The organism is Undibacterium sp. Xuan67W (genome assembly GCF_049340165.1).
Lineage (GTDB): Bacteria > Pseudomonadota > Gammaproteobacteria > Burkholderiales > Burkholderiaceae_D > Undibacterium.
Genome location: NZ_JBMPPN010000011.1, coordinates 128,709 through 146,234 on the forward strand (window position 1 = coordinate 128,709; position 17,526 = coordinate 146,234).

A 17,526-nucleotide genomic window follows, 5' to 3' on the forward strand; every position below is an offset into this window, starting at 1 on the left:
TTGCAGGTATGAACAAGATTTTTAATAAAGCCATTGTATCCATCATGCTGGTTGCCAGTGCACTGGCAATGACCGTATCCGATGCTGATGCTAAGCGCCTCGGTGGTGGCGGCTCAATTGGTCGTCAATCGAATAATGTGTCGCGTCAGGCGACACCTCCGGCAAATAGCCCGAACAGTAATTTTAATCAGGCGAAGCCTGCGGCACCGGCAGCTGCGCCTGCTGCGGTGACACCACCGAAACCTGCTAGCCCTTGGAAAGGAATCGTCGGTGGCTTGATTGGCGGTGCTTTGCTGGGCGCTATGTTCTCTCACTTCGGTCTGGGTGGCGCATTGGGCGGTGCTTTAGGCTCTATCCTGACGATTGCTTTGCTGGCGTTTGCCGTACTGTTCATCGTCCGCTTATTCCGTCGCAATACAGCAGGTAATGGTGCAACTCCATCGGCGTTTTCACAGCCGTCGTATGCGGGCATGCCATCGGGCACACCAGAAATCGGTTCACGTATTGAACCAGCGACTTCATCTTCATCATCATTTAATGCAGCTCCGGCAGCGCCTGCTGCGCCTTGGGGTGTTCCTGCTGATTTCGACGTGCCAGCGTTTTTACGTAATTCAAAAACTTACTTTATTCGCCTGCAAGCCGCATGGGATAAGGCAGATATCAATGATATCCGCGAATTTACGACGCCAGAAATGTATGCCGAAATCAAGCTGCAAATTCAGGAGCGCGGTGCCAGTGCGAACGTGACGGATGTTGTGTCTATCGATGCGGATTTGCTTGGACTGGAAACAGTCGGTAACGATCATCTGGCGAGCGTGCGCTTCAGCGGCATGATCAAAGAAGCTGCCAATGCACCGGCAGAAGCCTTCAACGAAGTCTGGAATTTGTCAAAACCGGTAAATGGTCAGGGTGGTTGGGTCTTGGCAGGTATCCAGCAGGTGTAATAAACGTACAACTGCTTTGATTAATCTCAGGTATGTCATCTGAGATAAAATGTTAAACTGAAAACCGCCCATCACCCCATGGGCGGTTTTTTTATATGACCATGACACCAATTCTCCCAATTGTTCTTTTTATTAATCACTTGTTGGCTCAGGAAAGCTGGGCTAAACATAAGTTAATACCGCATGCAGGCAAAATCGCCTGTATCGATTTGCAAGCCTTTAGTATTCGACTCAAAGTAAGGCCGGACGGCTTGGTAGAAGAGGCCGGAACAGTCGAGCCTGCCAGCGATGATGGTACTAGTCCGATTGGTAAAGACACGGCGAATGTCACCATCCGTATTCAGCTGAGTGATTTACCTTTGATTGCCCAAAATCGCGAACGGGCTTTTTCCTATGTGAAGATCGAAGGCGATGCCGACTTTGCCAACACCATTTCGCATGTAAGCCAAAATCTGCGCTGGGAAGCAGAGGAAGACCTGAGTAAGATGTTTGGTGACGTGGCGGCGGTCCGTATGGTTGCCAGTGCACATAGTCTGTTGCAGACCGTCAAAGATACTCATCAAAAAATACAAGAAAACCTGGCGGAATATTTTTTAGAAGAAAATCCTATGCTGGTGCGCCCCGCAGCTGTGAGCGCGATGGGATCCGAGATTAACAAATTACGTGATGATGCAGAACGTCTCATCAAGCGCTTAGAGAAACTGGAAAGGTCGCGTTGATGTTGTTGAAATTTTTGCGTCTGATAAAAATTATCCGTATTGCAGTTCGCTATGGTATCGACGAAATAGCGATCTCCGGCCTGTCTGTGCCACGCACAACCAAATTTTTGGAAGCCTTATTATTCTGGCGTGATTTGTCTGCGCCGCGCGGTGAACGTTTGCGTAAGGCTTTAGAAGATTTGGGGCCGATTTTTGTAAAATTTGGCCAGGTGCTGTCGACGCGTCGCGATCTGATGCCGCCTGATATCGCTGACGAACTCGCCAAATTACAGGACAGAGTTCCCTCATTTGATCCGGACCTAGCGATTGCCCAGATTACTAAATCACTCGGCGCACCGCCAGATCAATTATTCGCGAGTTTTGAACGTATTCCGGTTGCGTCGGCATCGATTGCTCAGGTCCATTTTGCGGTCTTGAAAGATGGTCGTGAGGTGGCAGTCAAAGTTCTCCGTCCGGGAATGAAAGAGACGATAGACAAAGACGTGGCGCTGATGCAGATTGCTGCCGGATGGCTGGAGACTTTGTGGGCTGATGGCAAGCGCCTGAAACCACGTGAGGTAGTTGCCGAGTTTGACAAATATTTGCACGATGAACTCGATCTGATGCGCGAGGCGGCCAATGGTAGCCAGTTGCGTCGCAACTTTGCTGATTCTGATTTGCTGCTGGTACCTGAAATGTTTTGGGATTATTGCTCCTCGTCGGTGATTGTGATGGAGCGTATGAAAGGTATCCCCATTTCACAAATCGATAAACTCCGGGAGGCCGGTGTCGACATGGCGAAACTGTCGCGTGATGGCGTGACGATTTTTTTCACACAGGTATTTCGCGATGGATTTTTTCATGCGGATATGCATCCGGGGAATATTCTGGTCTCGACAGAACCCGCGACTTTTGGCAGGTACATTGCGCTCGATTTTGGGATCGTTGGCACGCTCAATGATTTTGATAAGGATTATCTGTCGCAAAACTTTCTGGCATTTTTCCGTCGTGATTACAAGCGTGTAGCGGAAGCGCATATCGAGTCAGGATGGGCGCCTAAGGAAACGCGTATTGACGAGCTCGAGGCTGCGGTACGAGCGTGCTGCGAACCGATTTTTGATCGTCCTTTAAAAGATATTTCTTTCGGTCAGGTGTTATTGCGCTTATTCCAGACCTCGCGTCGCTTCAATGTCGAGGTACAACCGCAATTAGTCCTGCTTCAAAAAACCTTGTTGAATATTGAGGGGCTGGGGCGCCAGCTTGATCCTGACCTTGATCTCTGGAAAACTGCGAAGCCGTATCTGGAGCGCTGGATGAGTGACCAGGTAGGGTGGCGCGGTTTGCTGGATAAGCTGAAGGCAGAAGCGCCGCGTTATAGCCATATCTTTCCACAATTACCACGTCTTGCTCATCAGGCGCTGAGCAGGGCTGCTGTTCCTTCCGAAAATAATGAGATGCTGGCAGCCTTACTGGCTGAGCAACGTAGTACAAATAAATTACTGCGCACGATTATTTACTTCGGTGGGGGTATGATTGCCGGTGCCCTGTTAGCGCAGTTTGCTTTATATTTTCTGTAGCGATTAACATGCCAGATTTCGTTAGCAAAGATCCGACCAGTAACCAGTTTTGGGACGAACGTTTTGATCGTGCTTTTACTCCCTGGGATAAAGGTGATGTGCCGCAGGACGTTAAAAATTTTATTCAACGCGCACCTGTGCCATTGACAACCTTGATTCCCGGTTGCGGCAATGCGTATGAACTGGCTTTTTTTGCACAAAAAGGCTGGGATGTAACGGCGATTGATTTCTCTCCAGCTGCAGTCAAGAGCGCCAAAGCAGCAGTCGGCGATTGGAGTGCCCGTGTGCTGGAAGCTGATTTTTTTGCTTTCACACCAGCAAAACCACTTGATCTGATTTATGAGCGCGCTTTTTTTTGTGCCTTGCCACCTGGATTACGCAATAACATCGTCGCTCGCTGGGCGGAGCTATTACCTACCGGTGCTTTGCTTGCAGGGTTCTTCTTTTTCGATGATGCGATTAACGCTTCTCTCAAGGGGCCACCGTTTAGTATCCGGCGCGATGACTGGCAGAACCTGATGAGCAACGACTTTGCGTTGCTGGAAGATAGTGATGTCAGCGATTCTATTCCTGTATTTCTGGGAAAAGAACGCTGGCAGGTCTGGCGCAGGCGCTAGCACTGGACAGTACAGCGTATAATGGCATCTAAACCCAATATCTAAATTTTGTATTTAATTTTTATGTCTAATTTTATGGCTTCAATCCAACTGTCTTTCTCTGTTTTGAGCTGTTTGTTTTTATCCTTATTGTGCCCGGCGAGTGCTAGCGGGAGCACAACGGATGCTCAGCCGATGCGGGATGTTCTTGCACTCGCCAGCACCGACATGTCCGGTCGTGCGACAGGCACTAAGGGCAGTGAGCTGGCGCGGAGCTATATCATAGGGCGCATCAATGCTTTGGGTTTGCAAGCTTGCGGTACTGAATTGATTCATGAGTTCAGTTTTACGAATCCCAATGCTGATACTATACAAGGCCGCAATATACTCGCTTGCCAGCCGGGCTCTCTGAGCGATCATGCGACTGCGCCGTTAATCGTTTTTTCCGCCCATTATGATCACCTCGGCATGCGTGGTGACAAAATTTATTTTGGTGCAGACGATAATGCCTCCGGTGTTGCCGGTGTTCTTGCAATTGCCGAGGCAATGCAAAAAAATCCTCCTCAGCATGACGTAATCTATGTGTTTTTTGACGCTGAAGAACAGCAACTGAACGGGTCACGCGCATTCGCTGCTAAGCCGCTGATTGATTTGAAACGGGTCGGTCTGAATATGAATTTCGATATGATTGCCCGTGGCGATAAAGGTGAGATTTATGCTAGTGGGTCGTATCATGTGCCAGTCTTAAAAACTTTATTGGCGCCGCTAGGCGGCAATAACGGCGTAAAACTGCTATTCGGCCATGACAGGCCAGAACAAGGACAAGACGATTGGACTAAGCAATCAGATCACTATGCATTTTTTAAAGCTGGTGTGCCGTACATTTATTTCGGTGTGGAGGATCACCCTGATTATCATCAGCCAACAGATACTGTCGATAAAATCAAACCCGAATTTTTCCTTGGAGTAATTGATTTGATTGTGAAGGCGAGTCAGACTTTTGATCAAGCCTTGTTAACAATCGATTTTCGACAGAAGAATTGACGTGATATCTTAAGGGGGCTTGTTATCGTGTTAGGATCACAAGGATTTTCCAGCACTTAAATAATTCCTTTCATGCTATTCGGACGAAAAAAAAATCCATTTTCGAATACGGATGTCTTTCCATTAACCGATACGTTAATGGATTTCGATGACACTTTGCCTGTTGTGCAGAGGAAATCACGTCGCCAGAACGATCCTGTCAAAACACTTGCCAAGCGCACGCATGCGCAAAAATGGCTGATTGCGACAGCGTTGATAGGGCTTTATGTGCTGGGCATTCTGCTGTTCTGGCAACTTGGTGTGGTACAGCAATCGACCGTGATCGTCCTGATCGGCCTGATCGCCTTTTTTCTCTCGCTGTTTTTTGTCATTTTTAAAGCAAAGTGGCATTTGCAGTTTGAAGAAAAACGCTTGAAATTACCTATTGTGTCTTGTGCAATCGCCTCGATGATGGTCATTTGTTATCTCGATCCGGCTTCGCACATATTATTTACCCCGTTTTGTTTCATCGCGATAGCTTACGGCATGTACCGTATCTCGCGCCGCTCGGCTCTGATCATGGCGGCGGTGATTGTGTTTGCGTTTGCTTGCATCGCGGGCATGCACTATCACAACTGGCATAATCCGGCACTGCTGAAACTTGAGATGATGCATTTGCTGACCTTGGCACTGGCGCTGCCAGCGTTCATCTCGCAAACTGGCAAAGTGCAGCTTCTGCATAGGGTGTTGCATCGTGCCAGCAGAAAAATCAAAAATATTCAGGAAGATGCGCAGCGGGATAATCTGCTGGGCTGCTTTAACCGCCGCTATATCGTCGCAGCACTCGAAGAGCAAAAACAGCTCGCGGATGAAAACGGTACGCCTTTATGTCTGGCCGTGCTGGATATTGATCACTTTAAAAAAATCAATGATGAACTCGGTCACTTAGGTGGTGATGAGGTCTTGCGTACTTTCTCCCGTCTGGCTCAGGAGCATATTCGTGCCGGAGATATATTTGGCCGCTACGGCGGAGAAGAATTTTTACTGGTTTTTCCTGAAACTTCCTTGCTTCCGGCTCTCAACACCTGCGAGAGGATCCGCTCTCAGGTGGAGTCCCATCATTGGGACAGCGTATCGCAAAGACGTGTGTCGGTATCGATAGGCGTAACCCAGTATATTCCCGGCGAATCGGTTCTTGAACTATTCTCAAGAACCGATACAGCGATGTATATGGCTAAAGAAGGCGGCAGAAATCAGGTGGTAGTTGAGGAACCGGTTCCTGCTGCGGACAAGGCTGTTCCTGAAGAAGAGTAATTTTCCACGCTTGTCAAAATGATGTAGATCTCTCAACTGTCTTTGCTACTACACTCATATTTAATTCGCAATAAATTAGCGTTGAGCATGTATTCGTCGTGTGCGAGTGCACGCTAAGCGTGAACGAAGCTTCTAAAAGTCAACTATCCGGTGCTATCCTCGATTAAGTTGCCGCTATAATGCCCGCAGTAAATCATTGCGGGTTTTTTATTGACTCAATCGCACTAGCACATTCATGAATAAACTTCTCTGGTTCGTCATCCTGTATTGGGTTATCTCGGTCGGCATCGGCTTGTATGCCGCACGGTATGTGAATAACTCTAAAGATTATGCGATTGCAGGCCGTTCTTTGCCTATGTATGTGGTGACCGCCACGGTATTTGCGACCTGGTTCGGTTCCGAGACGGTACTTGGCATCTCATCAACTTTTGTCAAAGAGGGTTTAAAAGGCGTGGTCGCCGATCCCTTCGGATCTTCTTTATGCCTGATTTTCGTCGGCTTATTTTTTGCACGGCCTTTGTACCGCATGAATTTGCTGACGATTGGTGATTACTATCGCAATAAATTCGGCCGTACGGTGGAGGTGCTGGTCACCTTATGTATCGTGGTCTCTTACCTGGGCTGGGTTGCGGCGCAGATCAAGGCGCTGGGACTTGTTTTTAATGTCGTGTCCGGTGGCGCTATCTCGATGGATGTCGGCATGATGATCGGTGCTGGTAGTGTTTTAATTTATACCTTGATGGGCGGTATGTGGTCAGTCGCGATTACCGACTTTTTGCAGATGATTATCATCGTCATCGGTATGCTGTATATCGGATGGGAAGTATCAGGCATGGTTGGCGGTGCCGGTGCAGTGATCGCCCACGCATCGAATGCCGGCAAGCTGGAATTCTGGCCCGCGCCGACCGCAAAGGAGGCGCTCTGGTTCTTTGCCGCCTGGATTACCATGATGCTAGGGTCGATTCCTCAGCAAGATGTATTTCAGCGCGTCGCCTCGTCAAAGAATGAAAAAATTGCAGGAAATGCCTCCGTGTTAGGGGGTGTCTTGTACTTTTTCTTCGCTTTTATTCCTATGTTTTTGGCCTATTCGGCGACCCTGATTGATCCCAAAATGGTAGAGAGTTTGATCGACAAGGATTCCCAACTCATCCTGCCAACCCTAATTATGACTAAAGTACCGATGCTGGCTCAGGTCATGTTTTTTGGCGCTTTATTATCGGCGATCAAGAGCTGTGCCAGTGCAACCCTGCTCGCACCCTCAGTCACGTTTTCAGAAAATATTTTGAAAGCCTTGCTCCCTAAGCAAAGTGATAAACAATTTCTGTTCATGATGCGTGCCGTGGTCTTAGTGTTCACCGCAATTGTTACCCTGTTTGCCATGAATACCGGGTCGAGTATTTATAAAATGGTAGAAAACGCCTACAAAGTCACTTTGGTGGCGGCGTTTGTGCCCCTGGCTTTCGGACTGTACTGGAAGCGTGCAACAACGCAGGGCGCTCTGGCATCGATATTATTTGGTCTGGCTTCATGGATCGCTCTGGAGGTATTGAGTCCGGAAGGCTTATGGCCACCGCAGCTGGTCGGCGTGCTGATGAGTATGGCCGGTATGGTCTTTGGTTCTTTGTTGCCGCAGATGGCACGGAAAACCGCAGCGATTTAAGCAATGCCTGGCTTTGTACGCAACATGTCACAGAAAAGCTTTATAATTCAGGGTTTTACACGTTTTTCTGGATAAACAAAGATGCCTATCTATGCCTACCGTTGTGAAGAGTGTGGTTTTGCCAAAGACGTTTTGCAAAAAATGTCGGATGCGCCTCTGAGCGATTGTCCATCTTGTGGCAAATCAAGTTTTAAAAAGCAGGTGACTGCGGCTGGTTTTCAGTTGAAGGGATCGGGCTGGTATGTCACCGATTTCAGAGGCGGTTCGGGCGGAGCGTCTGCACCGGCAGCAAGCCCGGAGAGCGGAAGCAGTGCTGGCGCAGGGGCCAGCGAGCCTGCATCGACATTGGCCAGCAGCACGGCAACTGATGCCACTACTACGTCGACGGCGACGCCATCAAGCTCGCCAACGACGCCTTAAAGATGACTATGCGCTGATCTGTGCCAAAGCACTTTTCAGCTGATAACCTTGCTACCGATTTTATTTATCAGACTGCAGAAACCAATGCGTAAATATTTTATTACCGGCTTGCTGATTCTGGTTCCGCTCGCAATCACTCTCTGGGTCTTGCATGCGATTATTAGCACGATGGATCAGTCGCTATTGTTGTTGCCTGTGCAGTGGCGTCCTGAAGCCCTGTTTGGCTTTAAAATTCCGGGTCTGGGAACAATTTTGACCTTGTTGATTATTTTCGTCACGGGTTTGCTGACGCAAAATTTTATCGGCAATTATGTAGTGAAAATCTGGGAAGCCTTGTTGAATCGTATTCCTATTGTGAATTCCATTTATTCGAGCGTAAAGCAAGTTTCTGACACTTTATTTTCCTCCTCTGGTAATGCATTTCGTAAGGCGGTACTGGTGCAGTATCCGCGTCAGGGTTCGTGGACGATCGGGTTTTTGACCGGTGTGCCTGGCGGTGATGTTGTTCAGCATCTCGACGGCGACTATGTCAGTATTTATGTGCCGACGACGCCAAATCCGACATCAGGATTTTTCCTGATGGTGCCAAAGGCGGATGCAATTGAGCTGGATATGAGCGTAGATGCTGCATTGAAATATATCGTTTCTATGGGTGTCGTCGCTCCGGAACAAGTCATTACAGAAAAAACAAAATAGTACTCAATAGCAGGTGTTGCAATATCTCTTACTCAATCTCAATCTAAGCTAATTTGAGCTAACTTGAATACTGAGGTAGGTGCAAATGAATAAACAAGTAGTACTTCTATCCATTAATTTTATTTTGAATTTAGACAGGTAAGAAATTATGTCCATGCGTACCCACTACTGCGGCCTCACTACTGAGGAATTACTCGGCCAAACCGTTAGCCTGTGCGGCTGGGTGCATCGTCGGCGCGATCACGGCGGCGTGATTTTCATTGATTTGCGTGACCGTGAAGGTCTGGTACAGGTTGTCTGCGATCCTGATCGTGCTGATGTATTCAAGGCAGCAGAATCGGTACGTAATGAATTCTGCCTGCGTATCACCGGCATCGTGCGTAATCGTCCTGAAGGCACTAGCAACGCGAATCTGAAATCAGGCAAGATCGAAGTGCTGGCGCACAATGTTGAGGTACTTAATCCCTCCGTGACGCCACCTTTCCAGCTGGATGACGACAACCTGTCAGAAACAACACGTCTCACGCACCGTGTACTCGATCTGCGTCGCCCGCAAATGCAGAACAACCTGCGCCTGCGTTACAAAGTCGCGATGGAAGTGCGTAAGTTCCTGGATGCACATGGCTTCATCGATATCGAAACACCAATGCTGACCAAATCCACGCCAGAAGGCGCACGCGACTATCTGGTGCCATCCCGTGTCAACGCAGGTAACTTCTTTGCGCTGCCACAGTCTCCGCAGTTGTTTAAACAACTGCTGATGGTGGCTAACTTTGACCGTTACTACCAGATCACTAAATGCTTCCGCGATGAAGATTTGCGTGCTGACCGCCAGCCAGAATTTACCCAGATCGATTGCGAAACTTCGTTCATGAACGAACAGGAAATTCGTGACATGTTCGAGGGCATGATTCGCCTGGTGTTCAAAAACACGCTGGACATTGATCTGCCAGATCCGTTCCCGGTGATGGACTTTGCTGAAGCTATGGGCCTGTATGGTTCCGACAAACCAGACATGCGCGTCAAGCTGCAATTCACCGAACTGACAGATGTCATGAAGGATGTGGATTTCAAAGTGTTCTCCGGTGCGGCCAACATGCACAACGGTCGCGTAGTCGGTTTGCGCGTGCCGGGTGGTGCGAACATGCCACGTTCCGAGATCGATGCTTACACCCAGTTCGTCGCAATCTACGGCGCCAAAGGTCTGGCTTACATCAAGATCAACGACAAGTCACAAGGTCGTGACGGTCTGCAATCCCCTATCGTGAAAAATCTGCACGACGTAGCGCTGGCAGCGATTTTAGAAAAAACCGGTGCACAAGATGGCGATCTAATTTTCTTCGGTGCGGATAAGGCGAAAGTGGTGAATGACGCGATCGGTGCCCTGCGCGTCAAGATCGGTCACAGCGAATTCGGTAAATCAAACGGCTTGTTTGACGATGTCTGGAAACCATTATGGGTCATCGACTTCCCGATGTTTGAGCATGACGAAGAAAACGATCGCTGGACAGCAACACATCATCCGTTCACCGCACCAAAAGATGGTCATGAAGATTTGATGGAAACGGATCCGGGCAAATGTATCGCAAAAGCTTACGACATGGTCTTGAACGGTTGGGAGCTCGGTGGTGGTTCTGTCCGTATCCACCGTGCTGATGTCCAGAGTAAAGTGTTCCGTGCATTGAAGATCGATGATGCAGAAGCGCAATTGAAATTTGGTTTCTTGCTGGACGCTCTGCAATACGGTGCGCCACCGCATGGTGGTCTGGCATTTGGTCTGGATCGTATCGTCACGATGATGACCGGTGCAGAGTCGATCCGTGACGTGATCGCTTTCCCGAAAACACAACGTGCACAATGCTTGTTGACTCAGGCACCGTCCGCGGTTGATGAGAAGCAATTGAAAGAATTGCATATTCGCCTGCGTGCCGCAGAGCCAGTCATCAAGGCTTGAATGTAATCAGCTTTCTCCAAAAAAGCGCGGATAACGAATCCGCGTTTTTTTTCGTCTTTTCATTTGTGATCTGAATTTTGATTTGAATTTTCATGTGAATCTGATGCGCCTGATTGTCGAGTGCGCACAGGATGTGAATTGTTACGGCAGTTACATCTTTGTTGTGTCGCACAATTTAAAATCGTGTAAATTATGGCAATTATTTTTAATGTCCTTAGAGAGTAATTTTATGATGTTCAATAAAGCGACTGGCAATAAAAACCTGTGGATTCCACTGATCGTATCGGGCATCCTGCTCAGCGCTTGTGGAGAAAAGAAAACCGAGCTGGGTGAGGGGAGTACTGTTGTCACCGGTGCCGCAGGCCCTGCCGGTGCGACTGCTGCGAGCAAAAGTCTGGTGAAGTGTGATGCGCCGGTAGCGACTATGGCGTTGATCGAAAATCCTAATGGTTATACCGTACAGACCCAATATAATCTTCCGGCGTCGCCCGTGCCGCTGATTCGCTTGCTCGCGCAGCAGAGTGGCTGCTTCCGTGTCGTCGATCGCTCAGCCGGATTGAAGGCGGTCATCAAAGAGCAGGAGTTGCAAGATCAGGGCATCATCCGCAAAAATTCTACTGTGTCAAAAGGCAAGGGCTACGAAGCGCAATATTCCTTAACACCAAGTCTGACGTTTTCTGAAAATCATGCAGGTGGTACTGTCGAAGCGATCATGGCAATGATTCCGTTTTTACGTAACTTCACCGGACTCGCTGAGAAAGTCAGTTTTAAAGAAGCTCAGGTCGCATTATTACTGACAGATAATGAGACAACCGAGCAGCTCGCTGCATCAACTGGCTCTGCCAAGACAACGGATCTGGGTCTGGGAGGTTTTAGCTTTGGCGGTGCAGGAGGGGGTCTTGGCGCCGGCTGGAGTAATACCAATGAGGCGAAGGTGATTGTCGCAGCGTTTCTGGATGCGCATAACAAGCTCGTTACGCAAGTTCAGCAATTGCAAGCTAAAGATTTGCCGCCACCGGTTCCTGTCAAGTCTGGTAGCAAGCACTAATCGACTCACTAAGACGCTAAGGCGTCGTTTACTCCGGGTCAGGACATTGGCTGTCTGCATTTGCGCGTATCATTAGGGATCGACAAATACAGACAAAAAAGTAATGAGTGAATTTAAAATTCCTGTTTCCGTATTAGTGGTGATTTATACGACAGACCTCGAAGTGCTGTTGATGGAGCGTGCTGACCGGCCAGGGTTCTGGCAGTCCGTCACGGGGTCTAAAGATAGTCTGGATGAGGCATTGCGGGAGACCGCCATCCGTGAAGTCATGGAAGAAACCGGGATTGATGCGAATGCATTTATCCTCAGTGACTGGCAGCTCTCCAATATCTACGAAATTTATCCTGTCTGGCGTCATCGCTATGCACCTTGTGTGACGCAAAATACGGAGCACGTATTTGGTTTGTGTGTATCGCGACATGTCCCTGTAAAGCTCGCTCCACGTGAGCATTTGCAATACAAATGGTTGCCTTATCGTGACGCAGCTGACGCATGTTTTTCGGCGTCGAATGCTGAGGCAATTTTGCAATTGCCTGCCATGCTGATACCCGTTCATCAATAACTCACCAATTATTCATCAATCACCGGAAGCTCCATGAAACTGCGCATTGCCACCTACAATATTCATAAAGGGGTTAGCGCGTTTGGACGGCGTGCCCGCATTCATGCAATCAAAGAAGCGATTGATTTATTGGACGCGGATCTGATTTTTTTGCAGGAAGTCCAGGGGCAGCATGACCTTCACGCGATCCGTCATCCGCACTGGCCGGGACAATCGCAGCATGATTTTTTGGCGGGTGATTCACATCATTCCAGCTATGGTATGAATGCAGTTTATGATCACGGCCATCATGGGAATGCTTTGCTCAGCCGTTATGCGATTGCCGCATCGACCAATCATGATGTATCCGACCATGCGTATGAGCAGCGCGGCATCCTGCACTCTGTCATCAAGGCGCCTGCTGGGGATATTCATTGCTTTGTGATCCATCTGGGATTATTTGCCGCCAGTCGCCGCCGTCAGGTGCAGGCATTGATTACGGAGATACAAAATAGCCTGCCACCCGATGCCCCCTTGATTATCGCCGGTGATTTTAATGACTGGCGCAATCATTTGAGTACCAGCCTGTACGAACATCTCGGCGTCAGAGAAGTGTTTGACGATGGGCAGGCCCGCGCGTTTCACTCATTGCTTCCATTACGTAAAAATACGATTAAAACCGGCCGTACCTTTCCTGCCGGCTTACCTTGGTTGAGTCTGGATCGCGTTTATGTACGAGGTTTTGCGGTACAGCAGGCGCAGGTGTTGTCGGGTGCGCCATGGAATAAATTATCGGACCATGTGCCTATCGTTGCGACACTGGAGTTTCTTGCCCCTGTGATTTCGGATCATGCGTAAGCTTCAGTTTGTCGCCGGAAATCAGATTCGCTTACTATTTTGCGGCGATGAGTATTTCTCCGCGCTGATCGTTGAAATTGATCGTGCCAATCAGGAAATTTATCTAGAGACCTACATCTTTACCCATGACGCGACGGCGCTTCAGGTGCAGCAGGCACTGGGGCGTGCGGTCTCCCGTGGCGTTATCGTCCGGGTGATTGTTGACTGGCTGGGGAGTGGTGGAAAACAGTCTGAGCTGCTGGTGGCCAGCATGCTGCAACAAGGCATACAGTGTCGCAATTTTAATCCCTGGTTCAAGCGTGGTCTGGCACGGACTCACCGAAAAATTTGTGTGATTGATCAGCGCTGCGCTTTGGTTGGCGGCTTGAATGTTATTGATGATTTGATTGCCGACGACGGCTCCGGACAGGTGCTCCAGTTTCCACGCTGGGATTTTGCCGTACATATTGTGGGACCGCTGGTGCCTCATATCCATCTGGAGGTGTGTGCGCAATGGATGCGCCTTGGGCGCTTGAATTTAAAATCACGTTTTCAGCTCATGCGTCATCTGCGTCAAGATATTCACTCCAGTTCGCATCAGGCCATGCTGGCGAGTTATGTTGTGCGGGACAATCTGCGTAATCGCGTCACAATACAGCGCGCGTATTTACAGGCGCTTGGTCTGGCAAGAAAACGCGCGATTCTCGCTAATCCGTATTTCGCACCAGGTCGCAAGCTGCGTACCGCACTGATTTCGGCTGCCAGTCGCGGCGTGGATGTCACACTGTTGATTGGTGTCGGTCAGTTCAAGTTGCAGGACGCAGTCACCCATTCTTTTTATCCTAAACTGCTGCAGCATGGCGTTAATATTGTCGAGTATCGCAAGACGCAGTTGCATGCCAAAGTCGCTGTGATTGATCATGACTGGGCCACCGTAGGATCGAGTAATTTTGATGGGCTCAGCTTGTTCCTGAATCAAGAGGCGAATATCGTTATCCGTGATCAGGAATTTGCCAAGCAATTGATCGGGCATCTGGAACAGGGGATTGCAGACGGTGTCACCGTGGTCGCCGAAGATTATGCCAACTATCCTTGGTACAAGCGTGTCTGGTATGGCATTGCGTATTTTATTTACCGTTTCCTGATGCGGGTCGTCACCTTCGGTAGCTATACCTCATGAGACCGTCATGAGACTGTATGGCGTTGACTTTACCTCAGCGCCCAGCAAGCGTAAGGGAATTACGGTTGCGGGTGCAGTGTTGCGCGATGAAACTCTGGTATTGCAATCGTTGGCGGTGCTGGATGACTTCGCCGCATTTGATGACTGGCTGATGCGCCCCGGTCCTTGGGTTGCGGGTTTTGATCTGCCGTTTTCATTGCCGCGTGAATTGATTGTGCATCTCGGTTGGCCACAGGATTGGCCAGCGTTGATGCAGCAGCTAAACGGCATTTCACGCGCCGGCATGCGCGAGTTGTTTAAGGCATTTTGCGACGCCAGACCCGCTGGCAGTAAATTCGCCCATCGCGTCACTGATAAGCCCGCACGTTCCTCGCCTTCCATGAAGTGGGTGAACCCACCAGTGGCCTACATGCTGCATGCAGGTGCGCCACGTCTGCTGCGTAGCGGACTGGTTTTGCCAGGTATGTACGGCAATGCCCAGCCCGATTCCAGGATCGCACTGGAGGCATATCCCGGAATGCTGGCGCGCAGCATCACCTCTGCATCGTACAAGAGTGATGACCGGCGCAAACAAACGCCGGAACGCCTCGAGGCAAGACGATCCATCATCGCCGCACTTGAACGCGGCGCTACCCCTTGGGGTATTACTGTGGACTGCGCTGAGTTTCGCCAGTCCCTGCTCGATGATGGTAGCGGGGATTTGCTGGATGCCTTGTTGTGTGCTGTTCTGGCGGCGTGGGGATGGCAGCGACGCGATGAAAATTTTGGCTTGCCTGCCTTCGACCCGCTGGAAGGTTGGATCGTTGGTGCAGATGTGAATGCCCCTGAACAAGCGTGATTTGATAGAAGTGTAAATACGATACTACTACCTAGTATATTTTAATAACCTAGGCAAAATAAGCGGATTAGGGATATTTTTAGTAAAAATAGGGGGAGTATCCGTGCGCGTCTATATCTGAGCAGTTTGCCCTGTCTGCGCCGCTGCCAAAATTCCCGCGGTAATGAAGCGTAGCAAATGGGGTATTGCAACCTCGGCATTGCGCGCAGGGCAGAGGCCTTCCGACAGGCGTTCCATCCGCGTATCCACTACGTGATGCAGTAGGGCACCTAAGGCAAATTGATAGCACCAGAACACCGTGTCTCTCGGCGCAGACGGTAACGCCCCGCTCAATGCGTCAATGAATTCGCGTGCCATCGGATCGTAGAATTCGCGGGTAATCCTGTCACTTGCCTCATGCCGGTCAACCACGCCCCGCATCACGATCCGTGAAAAATTCACCCCGTGATCCTGTTCATTGAGCTTAAGTACCGGACTGATAAATGCCGCGATAATTGCATTGAGAGCGATCGCCGGATCAGTATGCAGGCGCGCACGCCGCAGCTCCGATAAGCGCTCCGCAATATAGCCGCTATGATGCTCATAGATTGCGTGATACAACTCATTCTTGGCGCCGAAGTAGTAACCCACCAAGGCGACGGGCACATTAGCCTCATGGGCGATATCGCGGATCGATACACCCTGGTAACTTTGTTCTGCAAAGCACTTCTCGGCGGCGATCAGGATCGCGCGCTTTCGTCCGCTTAAATCATCCAATGAGCTCATAGTACGATAGGGTAGAAAGCAATTGCTTGGTGCGCTGATTGTACGACCGTACAAGTATTTGTCTATGCGCGCCGCAGCATTTGCCCCCGATCTGTGCAAACCAGGCAGCATGTTTTATAAATATCTTGTGTTTGTCATGGGGCTGAAATACATTGCAAGAAAATAGAATGAACGTATTAAAACTCGGCGCGCAGTTCTGCTGCCGTTCGCCATTCGGGACAAATGACTGACTCCATCCGTATCGATAAGTGGCTCTGGGCCGCCAGATTTTTTAAAACACGCACGCTCGCCACTAACGCGGTTGAATTGGGACGCGTGCTTCAGAATGAACAACGGGTCAAACCCGCGCACAGCGTCAAGTCTGGCGATGTGCTGGAGATTCATCATGCCGATCAGATCTGGGTAATTGAGGTTCTGCGAATATCGGATGTACGCGGTTCCGCCAGCGTTGCTCAAACCATGTATCAGGAAACTGCTGCCAGCGCGGAACATCGGGCTAAGTCGGCACAAGATAAAAAATATTTTAAGGAGCCGAGTGCAGCGCTTAGCGGTCGCCCGACCAAGCGCGACCGGCGGTTGCTTGATTTTAGTAGAAGCTAAAGAAAGTAGAACGAGGCAGCAGTGCGTGCTTCAAAGCGGTTCAAGTAAGTGAGCCTCTAAATAGATACTCTCCTCTAAAGGCGCTTTCTGGTTTGACTTTTAGTGCGCCGTGCTTAATAGTACGAGCGTTCGATTAATTCACATGTTTGCATCAAATCTGTGCAAACATGAATCATTTCAACACGATTAAATGTATTATGAATATGACATCGAAATTCATGCGTAAAGGCGAGCTAACCCGCGCCGCCATTCTGGATGTTGCACTGGATGCAGCCAGCCGTGATGGTATCGAGGGTTTAACCATCGGCTTGCTGGCTGACAAAATGAATATGAGCAAGTCCGGCGTGTTCGCCCATTTTGGTTCGCGTGAAGATTTGCAGATTGAGGTGTTGAAGCTGTATCACCACCATTTCGAGCAAGAAGTGTTTTATCCAAGTATGAAAGAAGAGCGTGGCTTGCCCCGTTTGCAGTCGATGTTTGCCCTTTGGGTGAAACGTGTCACCGTTGAAATTGCTTCTGGTTGCATCTATATCAGTGGCGCGGCGGAATACGATGACCGTCAGGGCCCGATCCGCGATGAGCTGGTCGGTATGGTGCATGCATGGCAGGGCGCGTTGCGCCGTGCTGCGACTCAGGCAATTCAGCTTGGGCATTTGCACCATGATGTTGACTCTGAACAGATCGTGTATGAAATGTATGGACTGATTCTGGCGTTACACCACGATGCGCGTTTTTTGCGCAAACCGGGCAGTGTTGAGCGCGCAGAAGCAGGTTTTGAACGATTGATCGAATGTTATGCGCCAGAATCGGTCATCGCTTAGTCAGTGTTGAAAAA

At 49.5% G+C, this 17,526-nt stretch carries 18 protein-coding genes; 17 read left to right on the forward strand and 1 reads right to left on the reverse strand.

Going from position 1 to position 17,526, the window contains the following annotated elements; all coding sequences use genetic code 11:
• The first annotated feature begins 8 nt into the window (after positions 1–8).
• The 15 genes from ACO0LE_RS11905 (at position 9) to ACO0LE_RS11975 (ending at position 15,326) form a co-directional block, all read left to right on the forward strand.
• On the forward strand, positions 9–944 hold the full coding sequence (locus ACO0LE_RS11905; protein WP_422960569.1) for a Tim44 domain-containing protein: 936 nt from the start codon (positions 9–11) through the stop codon (positions 942–944).
• A 101-nt stretch (positions 945–1,045) separates the two neighbouring features.
• Entirely contained in the window at positions 1,046–1,663 is a 618-nt protein-coding gene (locus tag ACO0LE_RS11910) for a ubiquinone biosynthesis accessory factor UbiJ (RefSeq protein ID WP_422960570.1), read from the forward strand.
• Positions 1,663–3,219, forward strand: a complete 1,557-nt coding sequence (gene ubiB / locus ACO0LE_RS11915; RefSeq protein ID WP_422960571.1) for a ubiquinone biosynthesis regulatory protein kinase UbiB — start codon at positions 1,663–1,665, stop codon at positions 3,217–3,219. The genes ACO0LE_RS11910 and ubiB overlap by 1 nt, the downstream gene beginning before the upstream one ends.
• Before the next feature lie 8 nt (positions 3,220–3,227).
• Positions 3,228–3,836, forward strand: coding sequence for a methyltransferase domain-containing protein (locus ACO0LE_RS11920; protein ID WP_422960572.1), 609 nt, complete (start codon positions 3,228–3,230; stop codon positions 3,834–3,836).
• Between the two features lie 75 nt (positions 3,837–3,911).
• Complete coding sequence (locus ACO0LE_RS11925; RefSeq protein WP_422960573.1) at positions 3,912–4,859, forward strand: M20/M25/M40 family metallo-hydrolase; 948 nt, start codon at positions 3,912–3,914, stop codon at positions 4,857–4,859.
• 138 nt (positions 4,860–4,997) lie between these two features.
• Positions 4,998–6,152: a diguanylate cyclase gene (locus tag ACO0LE_RS11930; protein WP_422960574.1), complete on the forward strand. Its 1,155-nt coding sequence runs from the start codon at positions 4,998–5,000 to the stop codon at positions 6,150–6,152.
• 235 nt (positions 6,153–6,387) lie between these two features.
• On the forward strand, positions 6,388–7,812 hold the full coding sequence (locus tag ACO0LE_RS11935; RefSeq protein WP_422960575.1) for a sodium:solute symporter family protein: 1,425 nt from the start codon (positions 6,388–6,390) through the stop codon (positions 7,810–7,812).
• Positions 7,813–7,893: 81 nt separating this feature from the next.
• Positions 7,894–8,232, forward strand: coding sequence for an FmdB family zinc ribbon protein (locus ACO0LE_RS11940; RefSeq protein ID WP_422960576.1), 339 nt, complete (start codon positions 7,894–7,896; stop codon positions 8,230–8,232).
• Positions 8,233–8,316: 84 nt separating this feature from the next.
• Complete coding sequence (locus ACO0LE_RS11945) at positions 8,317–8,928, forward strand: DUF502 domain-containing protein (protein WP_422960577.1); 612 nt, start codon at positions 8,317–8,319, stop codon at positions 8,926–8,928.
• 148 nt (positions 8,929–9,076) lie between these two features.
• Positions 9,077–10,882, forward strand: coding sequence for an aspartate--tRNA ligase (gene aspS / locus ACO0LE_RS11950; RefSeq protein ID WP_422960578.1), 1,806 nt, complete (start codon positions 9,077–9,079; stop codon positions 10,880–10,882).
• A 232-nt stretch (positions 10,883–11,114) separates the two neighbouring features.
• Positions 11,115–11,930 carry a CsgG/HfaB family protein gene (locus tag ACO0LE_RS11955; RefSeq protein WP_422960593.1) on the forward strand — a complete coding sequence of 272 codons (816 nt, stop codon included), beginning with the start codon at positions 11,115–11,117 and terminating at the stop codon, positions 11,928–11,930.
• 103 nt (positions 11,931–12,033) lie between these two features.
• Complete coding sequence (gene nudB / locus ACO0LE_RS11960) at positions 12,034–12,492, forward strand: dihydroneopterin triphosphate diphosphatase (RefSeq protein ID WP_422960579.1); 459 nt, start codon at positions 12,034–12,036, stop codon at positions 12,490–12,492.
• Positions 12,493–12,525: 33 nt separating this feature from the next.
• Positions 12,526–13,329: an endonuclease/exonuclease/phosphatase family protein gene (locus tag ACO0LE_RS11965; protein ID WP_422960580.1), complete on the forward strand. Its 804-nt coding sequence runs from the start codon at positions 12,526–12,528 to the stop codon at positions 13,327–13,329.
• Positions 13,322–14,488: a phospholipase D-like domain-containing protein gene (locus ACO0LE_RS11970; RefSeq protein ID WP_422960581.1), complete on the forward strand. Its 1,167-nt coding sequence runs from the start codon at positions 13,322–13,324 to the stop codon at positions 14,486–14,488. Before ACO0LE_RS11965 ends, ACO0LE_RS11970 begins: the two co-directional genes overlap by 8 nt.
• Positions 14,489–14,495: 7 nt before the next feature.
• Positions 14,496–15,326, forward strand: coding sequence for a DUF429 domain-containing protein (locus ACO0LE_RS11975; protein WP_422960582.1), 831 nt, complete (start codon positions 14,496–14,498; stop codon positions 15,324–15,326).
• Between the two features lie 111 nt (positions 15,327–15,437).
• Here ACO0LE_RS11975 and ACO0LE_RS11980 read toward each other — a convergent pair whose 3' ends face one another.
• Entirely contained in the window at positions 15,438–16,091 is a 654-nt protein-coding gene (locus ACO0LE_RS11980; protein ID WP_422960583.1) for a TetR/AcrR family transcriptional regulator, read from the reverse strand.
• 222 nt (positions 16,092–16,313) lie between these two features.
• Between ACO0LE_RS11980 and ACO0LE_RS11985 the strand changes: the two genes are divergently transcribed.
• Positions 16,314–16,691 (forward strand): RNA-binding S4 domain-containing protein, encoded by a 378-nt coding sequence (locus ACO0LE_RS11985; RefSeq protein ID WP_422960584.1) that lies wholly within the window; start codon positions 16,314–16,316, stop codon positions 16,689–16,691.
• A 218-nt stretch (positions 16,692–16,909) separates the two neighbouring features.
• Positions 16,910–17,512, forward strand: a complete 603-nt coding sequence (locus ACO0LE_RS11990) for a TetR/AcrR family transcriptional regulator (protein ID WP_422955868.1) — start codon at positions 16,910–16,912, stop codon at positions 17,510–17,512.
• Positions 17,513–17,526 lie beyond the last annotated feature (14 nt).